Here is a 25,872-nt window from a genome sequence, read left to right on the forward strand (position 1 = left end):
AGGGGAACACATGGAGGTAATGAACATCAGTCGCGTCACGAAAACATTTTCATCTGGCAGGCAGGTATTGGATGACGTTTCATTTTCTTTGGAAAAAGGCCATTGTCTCGGAATCATCGGGGAGAGCGGCTGTGGCAAAAGCACGTTAGCCCGCTGTATATTGCAATTGGAGAAAATTGATTCAGGCGAAATTTCATTGAACGGACAGATGCTGCAAAATTTATCCGCAAAGAAACTGAAGCCATTCAGAAAGCACATCCAAGCCGTTTTCCAAAATCCTTCTGCTTCACTAAATCCAAAATTAAAGATACGTGATTCGTTGATGGATCCATATCTGCAATTCGGCAACCAAAAGGATTTACGGCATTTCAATTATGAGAGCAATGAGCAGTATGTTAAGCAGCTTCTGCACGCCGTCGAACTTCCAGCTAGCTTGGCTGACCGGTATCCACATGAATTAAGTGGAGGCCAGCAACAGCGTGCGGCAATCTGCCGTGCTATCAGCATTGAACCCGACGTGGTCCTCCTGGATGAACCGACTTCAAGCCTGGACGTTCTATCACAAGCCTCACTACTGAAGCTGCTGGAGAAGCTTCGTCGGCAATTTTCGCTGTCCTACGTATTCATTTCACATGATCTGGCAGCTGTTGCTTCGTTAAGCCAACACTTGCTGGTCATGAAGGAAGGGCGCATAATTGACGCTTTTCCAACTGAAGAACTTTTTTTGCTTAAACGCCATTCCTATACGAAAGAATTGGTTTCCATGTATTGAAAAACGGAGTCCGTTTTTATAAAAACGCTCAATTGATATTCCCATCTATCTTAATTTAACGTGTTAGGAGCTTCGTCATGAATCACCGCAATTATTTAGCCTTAGCGATTCCGCTTACCTTGTCGACAGTCACTACTCCTTTACTGGTTGATACAGCAGTCGTCGGACAACTGCCGGATCCTGCTTATATCGGCGGTGTCGCCATCGGTACAGTAATTTTCAATACCCTTTATTGGCTGTTCGGTTTCCTGCGCATCGGAACATCGGGCTTTGCTGCCCAAGCAAACGGGGCAGATGATAAGCTTCAGGGAACGCTTGCATTCATCAGGCCATTGATTATTGCGCTTGTTGTGGGAATTGGCTTTATAGTGTTTCAAAAACCGATTGAATACATAGCCTTAAGTTTACTTCATCCTGCTGAAGATGTGGCCGAGTTGGCATCCGGATATTTCGGCATTCGCATATGGGGTGTTCCGTTTACTTTAATCAACTATGTCATTATGGGCTGGCTGATCGGCATGTCCCGCATTAAAATTTCAGTCCTTATCCAAATTTTTATGAATCTGCTGAATATCGTCTTGGATGTGGTTTTTGTCTTCGGATTTGGATGGGGAGTTTCCGGTGTAGCCGCTGCCACCCTATTGGCTGAAGTGATAGCCTGCATACTCGGCTTATGGATCATTTGGCGCGGCACATCTTACCACTTCCAGGTTCCATCCATCAAAATGTTGGCAGACGGTTCATCTGTCAAAAAGATGATGGCGGTCAATCAGGATCTTTTTATCCGGACGATTTGTCTGCTGGCAGTTTTTAATTTATTTACATACAAAAGTGCAGATTTCGGAACGGAAACGTTGGCTGCGAATGCAGTTCTGCTGCAGATCCATTACTTGATGGCTTATTTTTTTGATGGGCTTTCCAACGCTTCCAGCATTTTCTCCGGTAAAGCAATCGGTTCGAAAGACAGAAAGCTTTTTCAAAGGAATTTGGAACTGTCGTTTCAATGGGCTTTCTATTCTTCGGTAATGCTGTTAATGCTTTATTGGATCTTCAAAGAATCGGTTTTCTCGTTTTTCACCTCGATTCCGAAAGTGATCCGGTTAGGATATATCTATGGCGATTGGCTGTTGTTGTTTCCTTTGGTTTCGAGTTTTGGTATTGTCCTATATGGTGTATTTACGGGGGCAACCGAAACCGTTCCAATCCGAAATTCCATGCTGCTTTCTTTAACTGTCTTTTTGATTGCAATGGCGGCAGGCGTACCGTATTTAGAAAACCATGGAGTATGGTTGGCCTTCATCTTGTTTAGTCTTGGCAGATCTGTTTTCCTGATTCTTTATGTGCCAAAATTGAACCTATTGATACGCAAGGAATAAAAAGTCGTCAACCACGTTCGGCATTAAATTTATTTTGCTCTTTGACATCTTGCCGGAAATAAAGTACATTATCTTATGGACGAACAATTATTTAGATATATAGATATATCATTCGTGTATAGGGGTGTTATTAATGGAAAATGTATTTGATTACGAAGATATTCAACTAGTTCCTGCAAAAGCGGTGGTTAACAGCCGTTCAGAATGTGATACGTCAATTGAATTTGGCGGGCGTACTTTTAAGCTGCCTGTTGTCCCTGCAAACATGCAGACAATCGTAGATGAAAAAATCGCGGGATTTTTAGCGGAAAATAATTATTTCTATATTATGCATAGATTTGAACCGGAAAAACGCTTGGCATTCACAAAAGACATGCAGCAACGCGGTCTGTTTGCATCCATCAGCGTGGGTGTAAAACCGGAAGAATATGATTTCGTCCAGCAGCTGGCGGACGAAAAAGTCACGCCGGAATACATTACGATCGATGTCGCTCACGGCCATTCCAACGCAGTCATTGATATGATTCAGCACATTAAGAAATTGGTGCCGGACAGCTTTTTGATTGCTGGAAACGTAGGGACGCCGGAAGCGGTCCGCGAATTGGAACATGCTGGAGCGGATGCGACGAAAGTGGGCATCGGACCCGGAAAAGTTTGTATCACTAAGATTAAAACGGGGTTCGGCACAGGCGGCTGGCAGCTGGCAGCACTTCGCTGGTGCGCAAAAGCGGCAAGCAAGCCAATTATTGCGGACGGCGGCATCCGGACACACGGCGATATTGCAAAATCGGTCCGTTTCGGGGCATCAATGGTTATGATCGGTTCTCTTTTTGCTGGCCATGAGGAATCACCTGGTGAAACCATCAACCAGGACGGCAAGCTGCTGAAAGAGTATTTTGGATCAGCTTCTGAATTCCAAAAAGGTGAAAAGAAAAACGTCGAGGGCAAGAAGATGTTTGTCGAATACAAAGGTTCATTGAAAGATACGTTGGTGGAAATGGAACAAGATCTTCAATCTTCGATTTCTTACGCTGGAGGAGACAAGCTCCTGGCCATCCGCAACGTGGATTATGTGATCGTTAAAAACTCCATTTTTAATGGAGACAAAGTATACTAAACAACATAAAAAGCCTTCAATCACTCGATTGAAGGCTTTTTTTCTGTTTGGCTGATTTTAGCCAGGCGATTGCTGAAACAGCAAGTATGGCTCCAAAGAGCATGGCTTGGATGTTCTTAGGTACGGTTTGGATAACTCCATAAACAACAGCGAGTTCCAGTATCACAGCCGGAATTTTGCCGATTGTACTGGCGATCCAAAAATGCTTTCCGCTGATGGCGGTAAGTGCTGCACCGGCTGTAACGAAGCCCGACGGCATAAATGGCAGCAAGCGCAGCAGGATCACCAGAATGAAAACACGGTTTGTTGACTGGCATGTGAATCGCTTCCAAAAAGGGTGTCGCAGCCATTCGGGATCTGCTTTTGCAAATCCATAACGGTACAGGTAAAAACCGATCCATGCACCGAATATTTCACCTGAAAACGTTAAAGCTGCACCGATATAAAGGCCGAACGAATCTATATTGACAGCGGTGATCAAGATACTGGGAATAAAACCGACCGCACCGACCGCTAGATTGGCAAGTAACAGGATTAGAAATTCTAATGCCAAGAGAAAAGAAGCGATTATGGCACCTCCTATTCTATAGAAGAAGTTTTTCAGGATTCCCCAGTTGAAATCTTCAACAAAGTATCCATAGTCTTTCTTTTCCACCATCATAGCAGCAAATTGACCAGAACGGAAACTGGTTTTTGTCTGTTTTCGCCCATGTCGCCATTATTATTTGAGGTGGTTAAAAGTAGTGTAAATCCTGTTTTTTTATCAGAAATTACGTTTTACTTTTATAAAAATGGATATGGATTAGTAGAAGAACGGAAAGGGGAGGATTGGCGAAGTGTCGATGGACGGGTCAGACTAGTTGCCAAATGGAAACAGATAGCTGGGCATAAGCAGTACAATCTTTAGAGGAGGATCTATTCATGAAAATTACCGATATCATGACGACAGACGTTGAGACATGCGCTCCGGAAATGTCGATTCAGGAAATTGCTTCTAAAATGCTGGAGCTGGATGTTGGATCCATTCCCATCAGTGACGGTAAGCGATTATTGGGAATTGTCACAGACCGGGACATTGTAATTCGCGGAATCGCTTCCCAGATTTCATTGGATAGCCCGGTTTCACAGATTTTGACTTCAGAGATGGTTACTGGAACTAAAGATATGTCCATTGAAGACGCAGCTGATTTAATGGCAGAACACCAGATCCGCCGGCTTCCGATTGTAGAAAATGACCAATTAGTAGGTATTGTTTCCTTGGGAGATCTTGCAGTAAGAGACCAGACAGACGACAACGCGAGCTTGGTCTTGGAAGAAGTTTCCGAGTCGGAAGATACAGAGCTTCACTAGCAAAACGCATGACAACAAGAGGCAAGACCGAAACTGCCGGTCTTGCCTCTTGTTGTTTAATGGCCTGCGATATCCCGTTTATTGAAAGCAACCCAAGAAGCCATTAAGAACAAAGCCAGGTATATGCACAAGATGGTGACGGAAAAGCTTAAGCTCATTCCTTCCATCATAGGTTCTGCGCCATTGAAGTACTGGCCAAGATTGGTATTGGCGAACAAGATGTATTTGGCCCAGGAATAGTGAGATGCAAATAGAACGATGGAATTGCCGGCGAGCATCAATGTGACCGCTAAGCCGATTGCCATACTGCTGCTTCTGAAAATTGTTGAAATCATAAAGGCAAATGACGCCATCATCAATAAGGTGACTAAGCTTAGACCATAATCTTTCAAAATTACGTTTAAGAGGCTGCCATGTGCATAGCCCATCCCTTGCTCAAGAACAACGGTTTGAGCTGGATTATTCCAGCCGAAGAACAAAGCACCAGTCAGCAGGCTGATGGCTATGAGGAAGAAGATGAGTGTGAATGCGAACAAGAGAACCGTTAGGTATTTGGACAATAAAATTTTGGAACGCGATATCGGACGGATCAGCAGAAGTTTGATGGTTCCCCATTTGAACTCATTCGAAACAATTCCTGCAGCAATAATGATGGTGAACAGGCTGATGAGAGTGGTGAAAAATGAGTTGTCATATAAAAACTGCCAACCGTCATAAGGCAATGGCTTGATATCATTTTCAATATGGTACATATTCTTTTCCAATTGAAAGGGATTGGAAAGTTTGCTGAGTTCATCGTTGTCCAACTCCGATGTCAAGCGGAAATTTTCTTCCTGAAGTTCGGCCTGCCATTTCGTGCCGTATTCTGTAGTCTGGAACTCGCTGTCCCATAACCTGCTGATGATCCCTGAAGCCAGTACCAGAATGGCCAGTACGAAAAACATCACCCATGTGGATTTTCTGGCATACAATTTGATTTGTTCATTCCAGATCAAGTGGATTAAATTAGTCAATGCTGTTCTCTCCTATCAAATTAAAGAATTTGTCTTCTAAAGTCGACTGGAGAACATTGACCCCGTATACATCAAACCCCTGGCCAATCATTTTCTTCAAGATGGAAGGGATCTCTTCTTTTTGAAGCGATAGGATCAGTTCTTTTCCTTTCAAGCGGACACCTGTCGAAAGCTGAGTTTCCAGGTATTCTTTTGCTTGTGCCAGCGGTTCTGCTTCGATAAACACATCCTGCAATGCTGTCGAGTTTTCGGTGGTTTTCACTTCTTCTAATGCAACCAACTGTCCATTTTTGATGATGCCAATCCGGTCGCACAGCAGCTCCATTTCAGAAAGCAGGTGGCTGGATACAATGACGCTCACGTTTTCGTGCTCAGCAAGTGCACGGATGTACTTGCGGATTTCGCGGATTCCGGAAGGATCCAAACCGTTTGTCGGCTCATCCAGTATCAGAATGGAGGGCTTGTGGAGAAGCGCTTGGGCAATGCCCAGCCGTTGCCGCATACCAAGTGAGTAGCGGCCGGCTTTTTCGTGAATCGCTTTTTCCAAGCCGACAAGGGAAATGATTTCATGAATGCGTTGGTCCGTTATGCCGGGAACCATGCGCGCATATTGCTTGAGGTTTTTCCAGCCGCTCAGAAAAGGGTACATTTCAGGATTCTCAACAATCGCCCCAACGTGCTGGATGGCATTTTTAAAGTCGGTTTTGATGCTTTTTCCTTCAATCAGCACATCTCCTTCCGTCATACTGATCAAGCCCACCAGCATTCGGATAGTCGTCGTTTTTCCAGCTCCATTCGGTCCAAGAAATCCAAATACTTCACCTGAACGGATTTCAAAATCGAGTCCTTTAATGATTTCCTTGTTGCCGATTTTCTTTTTCAAGTTGATCAGCTGCATCGTTACTGCTGGTTTATCCATCCAATTACCTCCGTTTTTAATTCAGATATGTAAATGACTTACAAGTCTCATAATAACAATAGTTAAAATAAAATCAATATAAATTTAAATAATGTTTAATAAATATTGAATAATATTTATTATTACTTTATAGTAAGCATTAACAGCTGAAGGGAGTGAAGACGTTGAATAACAAGGTGCCTGAATGGTTTTCCACATTGTCTGCTGAAGATATGGAATTTATCAAGAAGTTCATTCTGGGATCCGGTTCGTTAAAAGAAATCGCAAAATTATACGGAGTTTCCTATCCGACGGTGCGCTTGAGGCTGGATAAGATCATCCAAAACATCGAATTGCAGGAAAAAGAAGGTTCACAGCCATTTTCGACTTTTGTTATGAAGTTGGTTATCGATGACAAAATCGATTTGGAAGTGGCAAAAAGCATCGTCGACAAATACAAAGAGAGTATGGAGGAATAGACATGGGGACCGTAATCGATCTGGCATTGCCAATTATCATTTTAGTCGTTCAATATTTCTTATCTAAACAAGCGCGGGTGTGGTCAGGAGGTATTTTACCGGCAGCATTTGCAGTATTCTTCATTTGGCTGATGATCGATAAAGACTTGGCTTTCTTTTCAAGAGATGTTATACCGCTGATTTTGGGAATTACCATCTTATGTGGGGTTTGGATTAATGGACAAGAAGCCTACAAGAAAAAGCAGGGAAAAGAATTGATGAAAATGCGCGGACAGGATTTAATTTAAAAAACACGAACAGTTGGAGAAAACAAAAGGGGTGGGAAATTGCATAACCAAAAACGAATTCGGGATTACGGAGTGGAAATCGGCACGATGAAGACAGGGATGTTAAACGCTATAACAGATGTAGAGGGTGTCACTATTGGCCAGGTCACTTTGATGGATGGAGATATGCAGACCGGAGTGACGGCCATTCTGCCGCATCAGGGAGATCTCTTCCATGACAAGCTTACAGCTTCAAGCCATGTCATCAACGGCTTTGGCAAAACGATGGGAACCATCCAATTGGCGGAACTCGGTACCTTGGAAACACCAATTGTTTTGACGAACACATTGAATGTCGGAACAGCAGCCAATGCAGTCATCGATTATATGTTGGAGAAAAATCCGGATATCGGCAATACGACGGGTACAGTGAATCCGGTCATCGGCGAATGCAACGATATGTTTTTGAACGATGTGCGCGGACGTTTTGTCAAAGAACAAGATGTGAGGCAAGCATTGGACAATACCGGAATTGAGTTTGAAGAAGGAGCTGTGGGAGCGGGAAGAGGCATGCTTTGTTATTCATTGAAAGGCGGCATCGGTTCGGCTTCGCGTATTGTGGAACTGGAGCACGGCACGTTTACGCTGGGTACATTGGTGCTGTCGAATTTCGGAATGCTGAATGATTTGACGATTAACGGCAAGGGAATTGGCAAGGAGCTGAAGAAAAACATTCTTCAAACTCTTAAAGAAGAAGACAAGGGCTCAGTAATGGTGGTTGTGGCTACTGATCTTCCTTTATCCGAACGGCAATTGAACCGTATTCTGAAACGGGCAGTGGCGGGGTTGTCACGGACAGGCTCAATTATTACCAATGGCAGCGGCGAAATCATCCTCGGCTTCTCCACCGCCAATAAAATTCCCCATACCAAGCCGAAGCAATGCCTGGCTATCAAAACGATACATGAAGACGATATGGACGAAGCGTTCAGAGCCGTGGGGGAAGCTGTTGAAGAAGCAGTATTGAACTCCATGATCACCGCGGAGGCAGTGGTTGGCCGCAATGGCAATGAACGGCCAGCGTTAAAAGACTTATTGAAGAAATACGCCATAACCTTAAAGAACCGTTAACAGGTTCTTTTTTATTTTGTTCAAAAATAAATCGAAAAGGTTTATGAAATTCTTTTATTATTTTCAATGATTTAGCCATATAACACTAAAAGTTTAATAAGTGATCAGTATGCCTAAGTTAATAACGATTAATGAATAGTAACTATTGAATCAAAGATATATAAATATAGAGGAATAGATGTCATATCCATAAAAAGATGGGTTTATGGATAAAAAAGGATGTTCGAAATTTACTAAAATAACGTTAAATTGTTTACAATTTGTACAATCCGTTGTAGTCTATGGGTATTACAAAAAGCGTTCTATTTCAATTTAAAAGTAAATTAATTAGGTTAAAAGACTATCTTTTGCGATAAATTTAACAAAATCAACGAATTCATTTTAGCATTATTTTGTTCGTCGATACAGGCGAATAGATGCAAGGGCGGAGTAAATGATTAGTGCACAACCGATAGAAACGGTGGCTGAAATTCTGGAAAAAACATTGGAAACCCCAGTGGAAGTCCTTGAAGGTCTTTACGTCGTGACTAAGTAACGAGATCTGGCCATCAAATCAGGCGATTGCACATTGTTATTTAGAATTGATAACGATATTACGTTTCAAGACCTTCACCAGCATGGGAAGATGCTGAATAAAGCTGAAATTCTGCTGTTGCCTGAAGAACTGCCTGTGTTTTCTTCAGCTTTGATTAACCAAGGGTCTTCATTGCCCAGTAATTATACACAACGCCTGGTCATGGAACTGGATGTCTACAGTCTTTATATGGAATCCCGGGAACTTCCCAAACAATTTGCTGAACGTCTGGCAGCCGCATTAAAAGCCATCGAATTGTAAATTCTCTTTAACTTGATTTCATTTGCCAATGCCGACAACCAGTAAAGGTGGTGTTCTTATGAATGGGAATTGTTTATCGTGCATCTCAGCAGCCCTTTTTCTTCTGACCATGATTCCGCTGACATTGGCTGCGATTCACTGGTTCCATGGGCCGCTTGAATTTTTATTGAGCCTTCATCTGCATCTGCCTTGTGCTTTGAGTGCTTTGGGAGTCGTCGCCGCATTGATTGGTGCAAAAGGAGATTTGCGTTTCAATCTTGTGCTGTTCAATGTGCTGTCACTTAGCTTGTATCTTATTTTTTCAATAAATCTGCATACCTTATAAATTTCTGCCTCTCCAAATATAGACTCATCGTCTTCCGCAATAGATGTGGCCCACTATCTGTTTTATCCCCCGCTATGAAGATGGGCTGTTGCGTACAAACCTGTACGCAACAGCCCATCTTTTCGGTTTACTAGTTAGATCTTCATGGTCAATAAATTCACCGACCGTTTTTCCAAACAGCATGTCCTGTTGACGGGGCTATTGCTTTACAGCATCGGGTATGTGACGATTACTTCAGCGAATAGCTGGTATTTATTGCTGTTATTCAATTTCATCGGCGTCTTGCTGATGATCGGCACGCTTCTTGTTTACACCGGATTGTTTATCAGAAAGCCTAAAAAAGAACAAGTGCCCGAACCAAAAATTGTTTAAACACAAAACAGTAGGAGGAGAATAGCTATGATCGTCAGAAAAGCAGTTCCTGAGGATGCCTTTCAATTGGCGGAACTCATGAAGCATGTAGAGGATTCTGATCTTATGCTGTTTGAGCCAGGAGAACGCAAGACTACAGCTGAGCAGTTGGAGAAACGCCTTGCCGCTATGGGGGAAGAGTCGGTAGTGTTGGTAACAGAAGAACAAGCCGAGTTAACCGGCTATTTGTTTGCGATCGGCGACAATGTTAAACGCAAGCGGCATTCCGTTTATGTCGCGGTCGGTATTCGGCAAAGCGAACGTGGGAAAGGGAGAGGCACAGAATTGTTTCAATCTTTGGATCAGTGGGCTGTCGCAAAAGGAATTCGCCGCATTGAATTGACCGTGCTTGAGCATAACAAACCAGCTATTGGGTTATATAAAAAACTAGGCTTTGAAATTGAGGGGCTGAAGCGTGATTCCGTATGGCTGGAGGAACGCTATGCCAATGAATACTATATGGCAAAACTGCTGTAGCAGACAAAGGAAACTCTCTAATCGGCCGTTTTTTTAGACCAGGCAGAAAGTTTTATTTTGTTTTAGGCGCAATCTTTCCAATAACGAAAAGCAAACACTTTTAAATAGGTTTTTGTATATTTTTTCGTGGTTTTCCTATATTTTCAGATGTAATAATTGTAAACTGAGGATATGGTTTTGTAAGGAGTTGGATAAATGCAGTCATTACTTTTTTTCTTTCTTGAAAACATGGCGTTGATCATCGCATTGATGTATCTCGCTTTAAAAGCGAAGGAATTATTATTCCCCAACTTGACCGAATCAACGCTTTTATTGGCACTCAGTATTTTATTCATGGGATTTTTGACTTTTTCAGTGATGTATAATCCTTACATTCATGAAGGCATGCGGCTTGATTTAAGGGAAGTGCCCCTTTATTTCATTTCCTATATTGGCGGTTGGAAAGTAGGGATACTATCTGCAATCTTTCCATCTATATACCGCTATTCACTGGGCGGACCTACAGCGATAGCTGGAATTTTACAGACGGTGATTTTGCCGGTCATCATCGGCAGCCTGTTCCGCAATAAAAAAACAGTCAATAAATTTTTTGCCATTTTGGATATCAAAAAAATGCTTCTCGGTTTGTTGGTTTTCGAAGTCCTCAAATCAGTTTCGATGCTATTGACTACACCTTCAACTGTGCCGATCACCCTTTCAATGCTGTTTTTTGCCATGGTCGCTGTTTTGGCAATGGGCTTAATTGCGAACGGTGAAAATCACCATATACTTGTCCGCAAAGAACTGGAATTTTATTCTAATCAGGATCCCATGACACAACTGCCGAATATGCGCTTTTTTAAGAATAAAACGCAAACCTTGGTGTCCCAGTATGTACCCATCGCTATAGTTATGCTCGATGTCGATTATTTCAAAACTTATAATGATACGCATGGCCATCAAAAAGGCGATGCTGTGCTTCGGTCGATTGGCCAGCTGTTGAGGGACCATACACGAAAAAAAGATTATGTGGCACGGTATGGTGGGGAAGAATTCATTTTCTGCATCACGGATCCTTACGATGACAATGAAGTGATGAGGATCGCTGAAAAAGTCCGTGACCAAATTGAACAATATCACTTTGAAGGTGAAGAGCTCCAGCCTGAAGGCAAATTGACGGTATCCATGGGCGTATCTTTGAATTCCTATCATAAAACTTTGGACCAGCTGATTGATGAAGCTGATCAAGCTTTATATCAGTCCAAACGTGACGGCAGAAACCGAGTTACTGCTTTCGCAGAAAAAAAAGAAAAAGAAGTTGAAGAGGTATTTAATTAAAGACAGCTTCAGCAAGATGGCCGCATTGCATTTCAGCAACGGCTTTTTTTTATGAAATGAACTGTTGAAACAAAACATAGCAGGTTGCCAAACCGGGTAGAGGAGAGAAAGGCAAATCAATCAGTATGGAATGCGGGATGGGGGTGTATTGGTGGAACACGATATGCAACAAGGAATGGACAGTCTGGAAGCCATGGTCATTGTAGTGCTGTTTTTGGCATTTTTATTTTACCCATTAGCCGCTGCTTTAACGAGCCTGAAATTCAGGCCATGGCCGCTGTACCGCTGTTTTTTATGGGGCTTCGGTATTTTTTCTATTGCTCTGGTCATTACAGGTCCGCTGGCGGAATTTGCACAGGGAAATTTCGTTGGCCATATGTGGACCCATCTATTGCTTGGCATGCTGGCACCGCTCTTGTTGGTTCTTGCGATGCCGATGAAGCTGCTCTTGAGGTCGTTGCCCGTTCCATTAGCGAGAAAAGTATCCTGGCTACTGAAAAGCAAGCCATTTCAGCTGTTGAGCAATCCCATTACTGCGCTGATTCTAAATATTGGTGGGTTGTATGTATTATACCTGACCAGTTTGTTTGAATGGATGCACCAATCCTCAATTGTTTACCTGATCGTCCATCTACACGTATTTTTGGCGGGCTACCTGTTTACGGCATCCATCATTTACATCGATATTACAGCTCACCGACTCAGTTTTCTTTTCCGTTCAATTATCCTCATCGTCTCATTGGCCGCACACAAAATTTTGGCTAAAAGAATCTATGCAGATCCGCCGGCTGGTGTACCGGGAGATCAAGGGGAGGTAGGAGGGCAGGTGATGTACTATGGGGGCGATTTCGTCGAGTTGGTCCTCATCATCATTCTTTGCTACCAATGGTATAAAGCGACGGCACCTCGGAAAAGTGAGTCGGTGGAAGAAGGATAGCGGTAACGTTTCCCATGCTAATTAGGGCTTCACGGGTGCTTCGGCTTTTCCTTTGTCCAGCTCCGGCAGCCAGCTCCTCGGGTCATAAGCCACTCTGGCTGTGCGGCAAAGAGCGCCGCTTCGCCAGTGCGTCTTATGCCTGTCAGAGCTAAACGGCTGCCTTCGCTTTTCTTTTTTCCCCGGCAAAAGCTCTTGTTTTGGGTTAAACTAGAGGTAAGCGTTTGGATTCGAATAATCTGCACCATTACATAAGATCGAATGAATTTGAGCATCACCATTATTAGGAGGCAATTCATGAATAGTTATATTGTTATGCAAGGAGATACGTATCAGGAAGAATGTGCGGCGGGTATTCTTTGGACGCCGCAAGTCGACAAATCAGGCATGGTGCCCCATTCTTGGAACCGCATGCAGGAATTGAAAAAAGGCGATCTCGTCTTTCATTACGTCAAAGGATTTTTAGTGGCGATCAGCCGGGTACGGGAAGATTTCCATAAAGGCACAAAACCGAAGCAGGCAGATGAGCAGGGAGGCAGCGAACCTGCATTTATCGCACGCACAGCTTATCGCGAATTGGATGTTCCGTTATCGATCAAGGGGTCTTTTCAGGAAATCGAGCCGTTGCTGCCAACTAAATACTCGGCTTTTCAGGAAGATGCCAACGGCAATTCAGGCTATCTCTATCCCTGCAACGAAGAGCTGGCGATGAAATTTCTGGAATTGATCAGTTCTTTGAATGTTTTTACGTTGGAAATGGAGCAGTTGGAATTATCGATGGAAGTGATTAAAAAGACCGCGCATAATCCATTGCTTAGCCTGATCGCAGAAGCTGAACTGGAAATCAAAACGAAAATGCGCAGAGGCAAAGAGCAGTTCCGGGAAAGCCTGTTGCCGCTTTGGAACGGGGAATGTCCGATTTGCGGCATCGCCATTGAAGAGGTGCTGACAGCGACCCATGCGAAACCGTGGAAAGACAGTTCAGATTCAGAGCGTTTGGATCCGTTCAACGGCATTTTGCTTTGCGCCAACCATGCATCGCTTTATTCTGCAGGCTATATCGCATTCACCGGAGGCGGCCGCCTCCACATTTCAAGCCGTATTCCGGAGGAAGACTATCCAGTCTACAGATTGCGGAAAAACTTGAAGGTTCCCGTGTCAGCCGAGCATGCGCCTTATTTAAGATGGCATAAACGAATTGTTTTTGCAGAGCCAAGAAAAGTGAAATTGATGACAAACCAGGAATAATTGAATTTTGTTATGTCTTTGGTTGTCTGAACTGTGCTACACTGAAAACAAGTGAATAATCATGCAGAAAAAAGGTGCTGATTCGTCAGCATAACAGGGAACCCGGTTAGATTCCGGGGCTGTTTCCGCAACTGTAAGTGCGTATGAAATAAGAAAATGCCACTGTTCAAACGACCTATGTCAATTGAACGGGAAGGTTCTTAGAGTAAAACGATGCACAAGCCAGGAGACCTACCTTTTTTTGAACGTATTTTTACTCTTCGGAAGATAAGGGAATCATACGGCAACCTTTCTATTTTTGACTGCTGGAGTATGTCTCTGAATAGCTATGGCGCCGCCCTCTTTTTGAGGGCGGCTTTTTGTTGTTTTCGGGAGCGTTCAATGCTGTGATTTTCACCCATATGAAAAAAGAGGTGAAAAGATGAAGAAAGACATGCGTTACTTGTGTTATCCGTTTATGCGCGAATCAGCTGCGACCGTCGACTTTGAAATCAGAACGGATTCACTGACGACACGTATTGGCGAAGCGTTGTCGCTGGTAAAAGAAGTGGAGGCTGTTCAACGGGATCTGCAGATTCTCCAGCCAAAGGTTTATCATCTGAATGGTTCAGTCCGAGGGAAGCTAGCAGTTAATGAAGAAGATTTGAATGAGTTAAGTGGCATGTATGATTATTATGTAAACTTTGTTGGTGAGAAAATCGGTAATTTTGTCTTGCCGCAAGGGACTCAAGCAGCTTGTGTGTTGCATGTATGCCGGAGCGAAGCGAAAAAATCTGTCCGTGCTTTGCATAAGGTCAGCCTGGAACGGGATGTACCGGAAATCCTCTTTGATTATGCAAATCTATTGGCGAACCTGCTGTTTACGATGGCTGTCTATGTCAATCAGCAGCAGGGAGTAGAAGAAATTCCGTTTATCAGCAAATCCTATCCAACTAGACCCAAAAAGAAAGAAGTGGCCAACAATTAATGAAAATTACTTATTTTAAATACCTATCCATTGGAGCATTAGCATTCACACTCACCGCATGCCAATCGGAAACATCCGACACAGAAACAGCAAGCGAATCTGAAAAGCAAACAAGTTATACGGTAACAGATGATTTGGATAACGAATTGAAATTTGAGGAAGTGCCTGCCACTGTCGTGTCATTAATACCGAGCAACACCGAAATCCTCTATGAAATCGGAGCAGGAGAAAAAATTATTGGCGCTACGGATTATGATAATTATCCAGCTGAAGCAGCTGAAGTTGAACGTGTGTCCGATTCTGTGGTTTTTAATGCAGAGCGCATCATTGAATTGGATCCAGATGTTGTCATCGGCTATTCAACAGGTGGGCCTACGGGCTACGAAGAATTAGAAGCTGCAGGCATCCAAGTTTTTGTTATCGAATCGGCTGAATCCTTTGAAGATGTCTACGGGGACATCGAACAGATTTCTACGGTCATGGGCCTTGAAGATAAAGGAGAAGAAGTAATAGGCTCTATCCAGCAGCAAATTGAGGAAGTCCAAGAAAAAGTATCCGACGTAGAAGAGAAAAGGCAACTGTATGTTGAAATCAGCCCATCTCCTGAAATCTACACCACCGGCCAAAAAACGTTCCAGCAGGAAATATTAGATCATGCCAATGTTGAAAACCTGTTCGGCGATCTAGAAGGATGGCCACAGATTTCTGAAGAGGAAGTCATTCAACGGAATCCGAAAATCATTGCAACAACAGTTTCTTATACGGAAGATCCCATAGAAGAGATTAAAGCACGTGAAGGTTGGAACAGCATTGACGCCGTTGAGAACGATCAGGTCTTTTTCGTGGATTCTGATATTACTTCACGTCCGGGGCCAAGAATCGGTGAAGCGGTTGAACTGGTAGCCAAAACCGTTTATCCGGAAGCATTTAAATAGAACAAAACGATCCCCGCTCCTATTTTGCTGAGCGGGGATCGTTTTGTTTTTATCGCTTAAACTAATGCAACTGCTTTTCGAGTGCCTCTTGATTGATGCCGAATTCTTCTTTCAACACTTTCTTTTTTTCATCGGCCGACAGTTCCGTTTTATCTTTCTTGCCGTTTTCAGAGCGTGTCAGTTGGCTGCCGGATAATGTGATCCGGCCATCCGGCGTCGCACGTGTGACAAGATCGTCATGGGTGAAAGGGGAATCTTCTGAAACCTGGTTAAAGACACAGCCTTCATGAAAATCGGCCAATCGTTTTTCTTCTGTAGAAAACCGGTACAGCACTTTTTCCTTTTCATCATTTTCCCGGATCAAGTCATAATATACATCATCCACTTGTTCTACCCGGTAAGTGCCGCTGTGGTCGGTATGCCGTTCACCGCCAAGAGGGATCGGGCTGATGGTCGAATCTCCAAAACCTGCATCCACCAGGTAAAGCGTATCAAGCTCCACTAAGATGGCCGCGTGGGTGTCGGCTTTAGACCACGTGCCATCAGGTTTTTGAACAGTGGCGGAAATCAATTTCGCATCGAATCCCAACTCGTTCAACAGCCAGTGAAACAAGCCATTCAATTCATAGCAATAACCGCCGCGATGCTGAATAACTACTTTTTCATAAATGCTTTCAAGATTCAAGTAAATGGGCGTTCTACGGATGACATCCAAATTTTCGAATGGTATATTCTGCATATGCAAAGACTGAAGTTCTGCTAAATTTTGCAGGTAGTGCTCCTGTTCGGTTGATGCTTTAAAACGTTTGAGGTATTCATTTTTATTCATTATAGCTATTCATTCCTTTCGAGTGGGTTAATCCTGTTGATTACAACTGCGCGAAGAATATTCAACCACATCAATTCGTTTGGTGTAAGAATTGCTATAGCGTGGTATAGTGAATAAGTAGATAGAATTTATATGAATGACAGCGAATTACAGGGATGGGAGATACCCATCCACAAAAAATAGAAAGCAGGGTGATGGATTTGGTATCAACTACTGATGTCGCAAAACATGCAGGTGTCTCCCAGACGACTGTCTCACGTGTTTTGAATAAACCGGATCAAGTAAAAAAAGAAACGTACGATAAAGTGATGGCTGCCGTCAGTGAATTAAACTATTCAGCTGACGGCATCTTAGAAGCAGTTCCATCTGCGGCTAAAACCAATACGATCAGTGTGATAGCAGGAGCTGTGGATGATCCGATATTTATCGGCAGCGCTCCAATGATCATCAGCTATGCAAAAAGGCAAGGATACCAAGTGGATATTCATTTCATGGCCGACGAAAACGAAGAGGATGTCTATAAAACGGTTCTCTCCAGTAACGTGGCAGGGATGATTCTGGTTTCTGTCTTGCTTGATGATGCGATTCATGAAAAAATGACCAATGCGAATGTGCCGTTTGTATTATTGAATTCCAGCTATTCAAATGCCAAACACTCGATTGGAGTGAATAATGTGGATGCCGGTTATCTGGCTGCGAGCCATCTTCTGAATGCCAACCATCAGGAAATTGCCTGGGTAGGCGGACCTTTGAAGAATCCTGCTTATAAAGAACGTTTTTTGGGGTTCATCCAGGCTCTTCAGGAAGCGAAAAGCAAAATCCGCAAAAAACGGTTGGTGATTTCCGCAACGGACAAAGCTTCCTTGCAAAAAGTGTATGAAGATCTTCAAGCATTAAAGAAAAAACCGACCGCGATCGTTGCAGCAACAGATGAAATTGCCATACAACTTTTGGATTTTTACCAGGAAGCGGGCTATCAAATTCCCACAGATATCAGCATTGTCGGCATCGGCAATTCGGAAATCGGCCGTCATTCAGCAATTGGGCTGACTTCTGTAGGAGCTGCGGACAGCATTGAGAATCTTGGACAGGAAACCGTCAAACGGTTGTTTGATATTCTGACGCTTAATCAGGACGACGCTTTTGATGTTAACAGGGAAGTCCAGTTATATGAACGGAGAACAGTTGCACAGCAGTAACGATTTTTATACCTCCAAAATGCAGCAAGGTGTTTCCGTAAGGCTACAATATAGTCTTACCCTAACAGGGAGATTGGTTAAACCGCAATGAGAAGAGCTGCACCGGTAAAATATGCCGGTGCAGCTCTTCTTCAGTTATTCACCATTTATTTCATTTCTTTATGTGTAAATGGACATTTTCCTTGAATCGGTTCACTGTCGTCTCCGATGAAAAACTGTTTCCATTCATTGTGCTCAGGATCTCCGAAATGGCTGATGTCGGGATGTGTCGGCAAGTGGTCCCAGGCTTCAACACGCTGACGTACCTTTTCGCGTGACATGACGCCGCCTTTCTCGGTTCCTTTCAGCCCTTCAAAGATGCGGCGTGGCTGGAACCCAAGAACCATGGCATTGCCGAGGTCGCGTGTTTTTCGTTGCTTGTAAGCGGGGGTATTCCCAAAGATAAATATCGGTTCTCCCTGGAATGTGAAATCCCATAAATAATGGTCAGGATCCCGTGGAGCTTCTTTTGGCCACTCCATGTCATCTTCGTCATGCAAATACTGGAGGATATCCCAGAATTGCTGGCGGTAAGTTTCCAGTGAACCTTCTTCTTTGAAAGGTTCAACAAATACGAATAGACCATGGCGCTTGTGTTTCGGGTCGTTGAATAAGGTCAGGAACGCTTCAACTGCATCAGGCAAATTGCTCCAATCGTCTTGTGTGATGTATGCATAACGCAATTCTCCTTTCAATTCTCCGCTCATTCCAAAATAACAAGGAAAGGTTTTGTCGGTTACGGTTTCATGAAACGTCTTGTATTCGGCCAATAGCCATTCAGGCAAGTCCGTTCGTGCTGTAAAATCTTCTTTCGTCAATAAAGCTGAGCTTGTGCTTATCATCCATTGTTCCTCCATATGCATAAAATAACGTCTCTTTTCTACTTCCCTAAGAAGTGGGGGGCAAAACAAAAACGGCTGAGAAACTCTCAGCCGTTCGAATTGTTTATTCAGAAAGCGCCCGATCCGCCTCCGCCTCCACCAACACCTCCGCCGCCAGTTGCGGAGACGGTGCTGCTTGCTGAAGCTCCGGTATTAGATGTGGCAGCAAAGAAAACACCTGTCAACAGCACGGGATTATAGAACAACCCGAAATCTGCAAATGCCGTTTCGCTATAGGCATTGGTGAAGCTTTGCGTTTTCTGGTTTGCCGATTTTTCATCCGCACCTAGAATATATGCATAAGCACGCATTTTTTCATCCTGTGTCAACTGCTTCCATTGCGATTGGTCCAGTTGCTCCATTGCTGTTCGAAGTTGTTTCCATTCAGCACGGATGACATGGCCATCATACGTGATCGGTGAATAGAAACAGAAAGCGACAAAACCGATGCCGATGAGGAGGGAAAAGAACATCAGCGGCAACAGGTCCAGTATTCCGAAAACGACTGCGGCCGCAAAGAGGGCCAGGCCAATTATACCGACTGTCCAGCGCAGCCCTTTGTGTTTGCTGTACAAATCATGTTGTTTGACTTCCTCGGCAACTTCCTGCTGCCAGGCTGTGATGGATTCGTTATAGGAAGAGTGGTTCAATTCATTTTTTGTGTATTCTTCCAAGTTCTTGATGCTGAAGTATTCGCTATCACCCACTTTGTCGAACAGCAAGTCAATCAATGTGGCTTCATGGGCGAATTCTGTATTCCGGTCAATCAGCCGGAATTGTTCTTCTGAAAGCTGTTCCACATTCTGTTTGCGCACTAATTCCATCAAGGCGGCTGCCGTGACAGCGGGCGTCAGAATAGAGGACTTGGTAAAATACAATGTGGCCGGAATGCTCATTTTCTGTTTAGGCACAAAGAAAGTCTTGGCATCCGGTTTTGCCTGCTGTTTGGCTTTCCGTGCACGATTCCATCCCCAGGCAGTCAGCGCCAGCAATAATGCGCCTGCCGCCGGAATTAATCCATTGCCGATGGAAGCGCCGGTGTCCTGCCTTGCCGCAAAAACGGCAGCTTCTTCTTCCAGAAGCTCTTTTTCCTCAGCCAGCTTTTCTCGTATGGATCCATCTTGTTGAGGCAAGGCGGGGAACAGTGCTGCATCAAAGACGACACGGATATCCCCATTAGAGCCTTCCGGAACTTGCCCCATATCAAAGCGGACCGCACCATCCGTTTGCAGGCTGCCTGCCCCGTAAGCTTCGTCGTATCCTGTAAAATCCGTATTTTCCGAAGGGGCAGGAGGGAAGAGCGTAATCGTCATCTGTTCATAATCGCTTTCATTGCGTTCATCGAAAAACGGCCAGTAGAACTCAGCGCCGTCTTCGAACTTTTCCACAGCGTCCTGGATTTCGTAGCGCAATTCGATGGTAACGGTTTCGTTGTCGCCTTCACGGAAGACCTTATACAGATGTCCGTCGCGTTCGACATCCAATTCCTTGCCGTTTTCATAGCCGCTGAATTTCTGGATCGATGTCCGATCTTTTGGCACAATTTCCCGCGTAATGCCGTTAAAATCGCCCTCGAATTCATAAGTATGGCTTTCCGTCACATCTACCGTTCCGTCTGCGTTTACTTGCGCATTGATGTCCACATCAGAAATCGAGTAGTCGACAGCCAACGCCTGGACTGGAAACAAAGCGAAAACCAGTAACATGATGACTATCATCATCGGTTTTGTTCTGAACATTTCCATCACCTCTTTCTATATTTACGGGGCGCCCAACCAAAAGTTTCAGAAAGATCATTCAGCGGAGCACGCCATGAGGCAAAATAGCGTGAACGCCTTTGACGTCGTTGACGACTTGTGTGACATGCAAATCAACGGCTACACTTGATAAGGCTGTGGCTTCGGTGCGTGAAATGCCATAAAACTGTTCCATATACGACACCATTTCAGCCAAGGCAACGGCCGCTGCTTCGTTGAGGTCTTCATGGAATCCGAATGTGATCCATCCGGCAGGCGTATGGGCACGTGGCATAGACAACTGCATATCTTCATGCAGGATTAAGGTAATATCAACCATGTCCATCGGGCATTCGATTGCCGTTCCGGAACTTTCGCCGTCACCTTGAAGCGCATGGCCGTCCCCGAGTGAAAGGAGAGCACCTTCCACGGAGACCGGAAGAAACAGGCTGCTGCCGCGCACCAACTCTTTGCAATCGATATTGCCGCCAAAAGAAGCAGGCGGCTTTGTTGGGAATGTCCCTGCTTCTCTCGGGGCTACGCCCATAAGCCCAAGGAAAGGAGACAAGCCGACATGGAATTCCTGTTCGCCAAGTCTGCAGTTTCCAGTCATCCTGGCTGCATCCAGTTTCCAATCCACCTGCAGCCGTTCGCTGTTGGTGATGGCCAGTTTATCGTTCTGCCAAGCCGGTATGCCGCCTGCCCAATTGCGCCCGTACCAGCCAGGCATCAACTGATTGATGCGGACTTCAAGCACCATTCCCGGTTTGGCACCGGCAACTGCGATGGGGCCGATGATCGGATGGGCCAGTTTTTCTTCGTTTTCGCGTGAAGTGAAAATCGTCCGTTCTTCAGTTTCAGCTGACGAATAACCCCATTCGATATCAAGGGTCTTCAACTGGATAGAATCTCCTGACTGGACTGTGAGGATAGGTTTATAGCTTTTATTAAATGAAGAATGAAAGTGATTGGAATCGAGCGGTATTTGATGGATCATCGGTTAGCCCCTTTCGATAGAACGAATTTTCTGTCTACTCAGTCATTATACCAATGTTTGCTTCCGTGCATCTAAACCGGCTATCGAATTTGCTGATATAGAGTCGACAAGGCTTCCAAACAAAAAAACGGCTAAAGCTTTTAAGCTTTAGCCGCAGATGATGTAATACCTTAAAATCGATTCCATTCATCCAAGACGTCCCCGATTTGCCGGTTGTTGATGACCAGGTCTGCATAGCCATCAAGCGGTGTGGCTTCCTGATTGACAATGACCAATTTTGCACCATGCTCTTTGGCGATGAGCGGGAACTGGTTGGCCGGGGTGACGGACAGCGAAGAACCGAGAACGATGAATAACTCTGCCCGGCTTGCTTCAGCAAATGCCATTTCAAATGGCGCTTCCGGCAGCATTTCCCCGAACAGCACAACGGACGGGCGCAAAATGCCGCCACAACTGCAATGATATGACCCGTCCAGAAAATCTTCGCTGCTGTATGACATACCGCATGCTTGGCAATGGACTTTCTGGAGTGTGCCATGAAGTTCTGCAACCTTGTGGCTGCCTGCTTGTTGGTGAAACCCATCGACATTTTGAGTGATGATTGAATGGATGCGGCTCCGTTTTTCCCATTCGGCTAAAATCTGGTGGCCCGCATGCGGCTCATATTCTTTTACGCCAAGCACGCGTTTTCGGTAAAAATCGATGAATTCCTCGACATTATCATTCAATGCCTGGACGCTGGCCACTAGGCTTGGGTCTTTTTGTTGCCATAAACCCTGATTCGCTGAACGGAAGTCAGGCAGTCCGCTTTCTGTCGACATGCCGGCTCCGGTAAAGACCACGGTATGGGTTGATGTTTGTATCCAGTCTGAAATCATTTGACTCACTCCTTTGATAAAACCTCTTTCACTGTTTTGGCCAGGGTCGTGCATCTGCCTCGATGACCCCCAGTAATTTTCTTCGGCGCTCTTCAAGTTTTTCATATGCTTTTTTATAGTCCTTTTCCGGCAAGATAGGGATTCCTGCTTCTTGAAGAAACGGCAAGTCCGGCAAATGCGGTACCTGTTTTGAAGGCCTGTAAAAAGACTTATTGAGCGTTTCCAGGTAATGCTGGATACTGGAACGCGATTCTTTCATCAAGAGACTGTTAGGATGATGTTGATCAGGTACAGCGAATTTCATGACGCTGAGTGCTTCATCGAAAACGGCGACCGCTGTAGGCATTGAGGATTCGTTGCTGGCAGCATGATAATAATGCAGCACGGGATAAGCAATATGCTGTGAAGTCAACGAACTCAATTGTTCTGAATAGGTGTCCAACAACGAATCGATATTGTGGAAATCACTGCCATTCCATGCGTTTGCAACAAGCTCTTCGGGCGTCTCGCCGATGCCGTGGATGCTGGCAGCAAAAGACCGTTTCACAGTGACTGCACTCAAAATGGAAATCAAATATGTGACGCCGAATGTAATAAACAGCATACCCGTACCGGTGGCCAGTACAGAGACGATTTGCCACATGCCTTCATTCGGACTGAAATCACCATTGCCCAATGTGAAAATCAAATAACCGGCATAATAAATGCGATCAAACCAGGAAATCGGGTCATTGCCGTGTGAAGGGGAAATAGATCCGTCCAATCCGGCGAAAACCAATGTCCAGCCGACCCACAGCATGCCGATCCACATTGCCAAAGTGGCACTTAAAATGAAAGGGCCTGCCAAACTCAAGGATTTTGAATGCCCAGCGGCTAATTTCCTGAAGGATTTCCAAATGAGTGAAGAAAACCAATCGGTAACCGGTCCTGCACCGCCATCAATCCATAAAGTGGTCCAAATAAAATCAACAATGCATACGATAATCAGCAGAATTCCGATAACTAAATATAGGATATCCAAAAAAGCCCTCCTTCGAAAAATCAGTCATGAATAGGGAGAATACAAGTTTGTTTTTATGATAAAGCTTGCGGTTAAAAATGTAAAAAAATCCACTTTCACTGAAGGCTTGTATACGGCCTCACAAGCAAAAATATGTTAAAATAAGAGAGATAAACAGCAAGAAAGGACGTGCAGCAGATTGAGTAAATTTCGATCAGGTGCCTTGTCTAGAGCACCTTTTTTCGCTTCAAAAAAACAAAATACAGCTCTTGATATAGAAAATATCGTCATCTTAGGTGATTCTGTGGCCTATGGCTACGGCACAAAAGGCGGCATCACAAATCATTTGAAGGAAACCTTTCCCGCAAGCCGCATCACTAATTTGGGCATCAACGGGCTGACAAGCAGCGGGTTGGTCCAGAAAATGCAAACGGGTTCCTGGCAAAAACCGCTCCAACAAGCAGATCTCGTGTTGCTGAATATTGGAGGCAACGATTTGCTTCGCGGATTCCGGGACGGTGGGGCTAAAGGGTTGGTTCGCCAATTCGCCATATTGAAACGCACGTACCGCCAAAATTTGCTTGAAATCTATGCGATGCTTCGCAAAGCCAATGATGGAGTCATCATTGTCCAAAACAATCTGTACAACTCGATGAAAAAGGAAGTGCAGTATTTCGGCTTCACCAATTTGCTGTTCCGGATCTGGAACACGGCCATCGGTGAAAAAGGCGTCATCGTCTCCAAAACAAATGCAATGGGCAAAAATCCTGCCATTTGGCTGGATTCGATTCACCCGAACGAAGATGGCTATAAACTTATGCATGAATTGCTGCTGCAAACTTTGTCCACGACCGGATTTTCAATTCATCCTTCAAAAAAATAAAACACAGGGTTTTCCTGTGTTTTTTATTTTGCCTGAAAGCATTGATGGATTCTGTTGTCTTGAAGATAATAAAGGCAGCCATCAATTTAGAGAAAGGGAGGGGAAGAATGAATAACAACAGATTTTATGCATTACTGGCAGTCTTCATGCTTCTGCTATTCGGATGCAGTGAAGAAAATAAGAAAGTTGAGGAGGAAGGGCAGTTGAAAAAAATTGAAGGATACTGGGAAGGGACGATTCAAGTCCCCAATCAGCCATTGCCGATTTCGGTAACGTTTGATTCACAAAACGGTGCCATTTCAATTCCTGTACAAGGAGTAAGTGATTTCCCGTTGACGGCGATTGATTTTACGGATCCAGATCTCCACTTCGAGATGAATATACAAAACCAGCAGTTAGTCTTTGAAGGAGCATTCAATGGGGACACCATTTCCGGCTTATTTACTCAGCAAGGGCAAACTTTCCCTTTTGAACTGTCAAAAGCTGCTGATGTTGCTGAACAAGAGCTTGGCACACCGGTTGAGATAGCAGTCGAAGGCGGCAGCATGACTGCGAGGGTCCTGACACCTGAGGGCAACGGGCCGTTTCCGGTCATGCTGATGCTGTCGGGTTCCGGACCGACTGATAAGAATGGCAATTCCATGGTTGTTCCAGGGAAAAACAATGGCTTGAAGATGATGGCGGAAGAATTGGCGCAGCAGGGAATTGCCACAATCCGTTATGACAAACGCGGAGTCGGCGACAATATCGGACTGCTTGTCGAAGAAGAAGATCTGCGGTTCGATGATTATATCGAAGATGCTTCTGCATGGATTGGCTACGCGAAATCTCAAGACGTGTTCTCTTCTGTTGGAGTCATCGGCCACAGCGAAGGTTCGTTGATCGGGATGATCGCCGCCGAACGGCACCAGGCTGCTTCGTTCATTTCTCTAGCGGGTGTTGGCCGTCCTGCCGATGAAATCCTGATGGAACAGTTAACAGCCCAGTTGCCGGAAAACCTCCTGGATGAGGCGAAAGCAATCGTCAGTAAATTGAAAGACGGACAGACCGTGGCACAAGTCAGTCCGGAACTGGCGAGTATTTTCCGTCCATCTGTCCAGCCGTACCTGATCTCCTGGATGGCATATGACCCGCAGGCAGAAGTGGCAAAGCTTGAAACACCGGTGTTCGTTGTCGGGGGAACTACCGATTTGCAGGTGCCGGTCAGAGACGCAGAGCTGCTTTATGCGGCCAGTAAAGACGGTGACCTGCTCATTGTCGACGGCATGAACCATGTACTGAAAAATGCCTCTGCCGACCCCGAGGAAAACATGGCAAGCTATGGAAATCCTGATTTGCCCTTGGCGGATGGCTTGATGGCGGGAATAATTGAATTTATGAAGTGAGTTTGAAACGCCTTCCGTGATTTGGAAGGCGTTTTTTTCTTTACTCTTATAGAAGCGTAAAGATCTTTCAAAAATCTCCAATAAAGATTGACTATTTGGAATTAAAATACTAATATATATTATGTTCTAATTATAAAAATAACCTTGATTTATTTTTTAATAAGAAACCATCAATAGCATCAGAAAGGGAGGGG

General features: G+C 44.5%; 27 protein-coding genes, 1 pseudogene and 1 riboswitch. Of the genes and pseudogenes, 19 read left to right on the plus strand and 9 right to left on the minus strand.

The window, feature by feature from the left end; translation table 11 throughout:
* Window positions 1-10 precede the first annotated feature (10 nt).
* The 3 genes from QMA01_RS04615 (at window position 11) to guaC (ending at window position 3,265) form a co-directional block, all read left to right on the plus strand.
* Window positions 11-772 (plus strand): ABC transporter ATP-binding protein, encoded by a 762-nt coding sequence (locus QMA01_RS04615; RefSeq protein WP_290214397.1) that lies wholly within the window; start codon window positions 11-13, stop codon window positions 770-772.
* A gap of 77 nt (window positions 773-849) precedes the next feature.
* Window positions 850-2,148 carry an MATE family efflux transporter gene (locus QMA01_RS04620; RefSeq protein ID WP_290214398.1) on the plus strand — a complete coding sequence of 433 codons (1,299 nt, stop codon included), beginning with the start codon at window positions 850-852 and terminating at the stop codon, window positions 2,146-2,148.
* A gap of 133 nt (window positions 2,149-2,281) precedes the next feature.
* A complete protein-coding gene (guaC, locus tag QMA01_RS04625) occupies window positions 2,282-3,265 on the plus strand; it encodes a GMP reductase (RefSeq protein ID WP_191715636.1) in 984 nt (327 codons plus the stop codon).
* 16 nt (window positions 3,266-3,281) lie between these two features.
* Here guaC and QMA01_RS04630 read toward each other — a convergent pair whose 3' ends face one another.
* Window positions 3,282-3,926, minus strand: coding sequence for a TVP38/TMEM64 family protein (locus tag QMA01_RS04630; protein ID WP_290214399.1), 645 nt, complete (start codon window positions 3,924-3,926; stop codon window positions 3,282-3,284).
* 260 nt (window positions 3,927-4,186) lie between these two features.
* On the opposite strand from QMA01_RS04630, the gene QMA01_RS04635 reads away from it, so the two are divergent.
* Window positions 4,187-4,615: a CBS domain-containing protein gene (locus tag QMA01_RS04635; protein ID WP_290214400.1), complete on the plus strand. Its 429-nt coding sequence runs from the start codon at window positions 4,187-4,189 to the stop codon at window positions 4,613-4,615.
* A 56-nt stretch (window positions 4,616-4,671) separates the two neighbouring features.
* On the opposite strand, the gene QMA01_RS04640 is transcribed toward QMA01_RS04635, so the two are convergent.
* Window positions 4,672-5,628, minus strand: a complete 957-nt coding sequence (locus QMA01_RS04640) for an ABC transporter permease (protein WP_290214401.1) — start codon at window positions 5,626-5,628, stop codon at window positions 4,672-4,674.
* Complete coding sequence (locus QMA01_RS04645) at window positions 5,621-6,547, minus strand: ABC transporter ATP-binding protein (RefSeq protein ID WP_290214402.1); 927 nt, start codon at window positions 6,545-6,547, stop codon at window positions 5,621-5,623. Before QMA01_RS04645 ends, QMA01_RS04640 begins: the two co-directional genes overlap by 8 nt.
* A gap of 164 nt (window positions 6,548-6,711) precedes the next feature.
* Between QMA01_RS04645 and QMA01_RS04650 the strand changes: the two genes are divergently transcribed.
* The 12 genes and pseudogenes from QMA01_RS04650 to QMA01_RS04705 all read left to right on the plus strand — a co-directional run bounded on the left by QMA01_RS04650 (window position 6,712) and on the right by QMA01_RS04705 (window position 15,851).
* Window positions 6,712-7,005 (plus strand): DUF2089 family protein, encoded by a 294-nt coding sequence (locus tag QMA01_RS04650; RefSeq protein ID WP_290214403.1) that lies wholly within the window; start codon window positions 6,712-6,714, stop codon window positions 7,003-7,005.
* Between the two features lie 2 nt (window positions 7,006-7,007).
* Window positions 7,008-7,292 carry a hypothetical protein gene (locus tag QMA01_RS04655; RefSeq protein ID WP_290184753.1) on the plus strand — a complete coding sequence of 95 codons (285 nt, stop codon included), beginning with the start codon at window positions 7,008-7,010 and terminating at the stop codon, window positions 7,290-7,292.
* A gap of 39 nt (window positions 7,293-7,331) precedes the next feature.
* Window positions 7,332-8,402: a DmpA family aminopeptidase gene (locus QMA01_RS04660; RefSeq protein ID WP_290214404.1), complete on the plus strand. Its 1,071-nt coding sequence runs from the start codon at window positions 7,332-7,334 to the stop codon at window positions 8,400-8,402.
* A gap of 568 nt (window positions 8,403-8,970) precedes the next feature.
* Entirely contained in the window at window positions 8,971-9,237 is a 267-nt protein-coding gene (locus tag QMA01_RS04665) for a hypothetical protein (protein WP_290214405.1), read from the plus strand.
* A gap of 58 nt (window positions 9,238-9,295) precedes the next feature.
* A complete protein-coding gene (locus QMA01_RS04670; protein WP_290214406.1) occupies window positions 9,296-9,562 on the plus strand; it encodes a hypothetical protein in 267 nt (88 codons plus the stop codon).
* A 141-nt stretch (window positions 9,563-9,703) separates the two neighbouring features.
* Window positions 9,704-9,934 (plus strand): annotated as a pseudogene (locus QMA01_RS04675) (MDR family MFS transporter); the annotation flags it as partial.
* Between the two features lie 27 nt (window positions 9,935-9,961).
* Window positions 9,962-10,450 carry a GNAT family N-acetyltransferase gene (locus QMA01_RS04680; RefSeq protein ID WP_290214407.1) on the plus strand — a complete coding sequence of 163 codons (489 nt, stop codon included), beginning with the start codon at window positions 9,962-9,964 and terminating at the stop codon, window positions 10,448-10,450.
* A 195-nt stretch (window positions 10,451-10,645) separates the two neighbouring features.
* The gene (locus QMA01_RS04685) at window positions 10,646-11,767 is read left to right on the plus strand and encodes a GGDEF domain-containing protein (RefSeq protein ID WP_191715647.1); all 1,122 of its coding nucleotides are present in this window, start codon (window positions 10,646-10,648) and stop codon (window positions 11,765-11,767) included.
* A 151-nt stretch (window positions 11,768-11,918) separates the two neighbouring features.
* On the plus strand, window positions 11,919-12,704 hold the full coding sequence (locus QMA01_RS04690) for a cytochrome c oxidase assembly protein (RefSeq protein ID WP_290214408.1): 786 nt from the start codon (window positions 11,919-11,921) through the stop codon (window positions 12,702-12,704).
* A 294-nt stretch (window positions 12,705-12,998) separates the two neighbouring features.
* Window positions 12,999-13,949 (plus strand): HNH endonuclease, encoded by a 951-nt coding sequence (locus QMA01_RS04695; protein WP_290184765.1) that lies wholly within the window; start codon window positions 12,999-13,001, stop codon window positions 13,947-13,949.
* 54 nt (window positions 13,950-14,003) lie between these two features.
* A riboswitch (cobalamin riboswitch) is annotated at window positions 14,004-14,202 on the plus strand.
* A gap of 168 nt (window positions 14,203-14,370) precedes the next feature.
* Window positions 14,371-14,916: a hypothetical protein gene (locus QMA01_RS04700; RefSeq protein ID WP_290214409.1), complete on the plus strand. Its 546-nt coding sequence runs from the start codon at window positions 14,371-14,373 to the stop codon at window positions 14,914-14,916.
* Window positions 14,916-15,851 (plus strand): ABC transporter substrate-binding protein, encoded by a 936-nt coding sequence (locus QMA01_RS04705; RefSeq protein WP_290214410.1) that lies wholly within the window; start codon window positions 14,916-14,918, stop codon window positions 15,849-15,851. Before QMA01_RS04700 ends, QMA01_RS04705 begins: the two co-directional genes overlap by 1 nt.
* Before the next feature lie 61 nt (window positions 15,852-15,912).
* Here the strand turns inward: QMA01_RS04705 and QMA01_RS04710 are convergent, their stop codons facing one another.
* Entirely contained in the window at window positions 15,913-16,680 is a 768-nt protein-coding gene (locus QMA01_RS04710; protein ID WP_290214411.1) for an arylamine N-acetyltransferase family protein, read from the minus strand.
* A 194-nt stretch (window positions 16,681-16,874) separates the two neighbouring features.
* On the opposite strand from QMA01_RS04710, the gene QMA01_RS04715 reads away from it, so the two are divergent.
* Window positions 16,875-17,879: a LacI family DNA-binding transcriptional regulator gene (locus QMA01_RS04715; protein WP_290214412.1), complete on the plus strand. Its 1,005-nt coding sequence runs from the start codon at window positions 16,875-16,877 to the stop codon at window positions 17,877-17,879.
* A gap of 146 nt (window positions 17,880-18,025) precedes the next feature.
* On the opposite strand, the gene QMA01_RS04720 is transcribed toward QMA01_RS04715, so the two are convergent.
* The 5 genes from QMA01_RS04720 to QMA01_RS04740 form a co-directional block, all read right to left on the minus strand.
* Window positions 18,026-18,760: a YqcI/YcgG family protein gene (locus tag QMA01_RS04720; RefSeq protein WP_191715654.1), complete on the minus strand. Its 735-nt coding sequence runs from the start codon at window positions 18,758-18,760 to the stop codon at window positions 18,026-18,028.
* Window positions 18,761-18,867: 107 nt separating this feature from the next.
* Complete coding sequence (locus tag QMA01_RS04725) at window positions 18,868-20,538, minus strand: DUF2207 domain-containing protein (protein ID WP_290214413.1); 1,671 nt, start codon at window positions 20,536-20,538, stop codon at window positions 18,868-18,870.
* Between the two features lie 58 nt (window positions 20,539-20,596).
* Window positions 20,597-21,532 carry an acetamidase/formamidase family protein gene (locus tag QMA01_RS04730; protein WP_290214414.1) on the minus strand — a complete coding sequence of 312 codons (936 nt, stop codon included), beginning with the start codon at window positions 21,530-21,532 and terminating at the stop codon, window positions 20,597-20,599.
* A 170-nt stretch (window positions 21,533-21,702) separates the two neighbouring features.
* Window positions 21,703-22,410, minus strand: a complete 708-nt coding sequence (locus QMA01_RS04735; protein WP_290214415.1) for an NAD-dependent protein deacylase — start codon at window positions 22,408-22,410, stop codon at window positions 21,703-21,705.
* A gap of 28 nt (window positions 22,411-22,438) precedes the next feature.
* Window positions 22,439-23,431: a potassium channel family protein gene (locus QMA01_RS04740; RefSeq protein ID WP_290214416.1), complete on the minus strand. Its 993-nt coding sequence runs from the start codon at window positions 23,429-23,431 to the stop codon at window positions 22,439-22,441.
* A 178-nt stretch (window positions 23,432-23,609) separates the two neighbouring features.
* Here QMA01_RS04740 and QMA01_RS04745 point away from each other — a divergent pair, with 178 nt between their 5' ends.
* Together QMA01_RS04745 and QMA01_RS04750 are read left to right on the plus strand one after the other, a co-directional pair.
* Window positions 23,610-24,293, plus strand: coding sequence for an SGNH/GDSL hydrolase family protein (locus QMA01_RS04745; protein ID WP_191715659.1), 684 nt, complete (start codon window positions 23,610-23,612; stop codon window positions 24,291-24,293).
* Between the two features lie 107 nt (window positions 24,294-24,400).
* Window positions 24,401-25,678: an alpha/beta hydrolase gene (locus QMA01_RS04750; protein ID WP_290214417.1), complete on the plus strand. Its 1,278-nt coding sequence runs from the start codon at window positions 24,401-24,403 to the stop codon at window positions 25,676-25,678.
* Window positions 25,679-25,872 lie beyond the last annotated feature (194 nt).

The sequence above is a fragment of the Planococcus notacanthi genome (assembly GCF_030407825.1).
In the GTDB taxonomy this organism is placed as follows: Bacteria; Bacillota; Bacilli; order Bacillales_A; family Planococcaceae; genus Planococcus; species Planococcus notacanthi.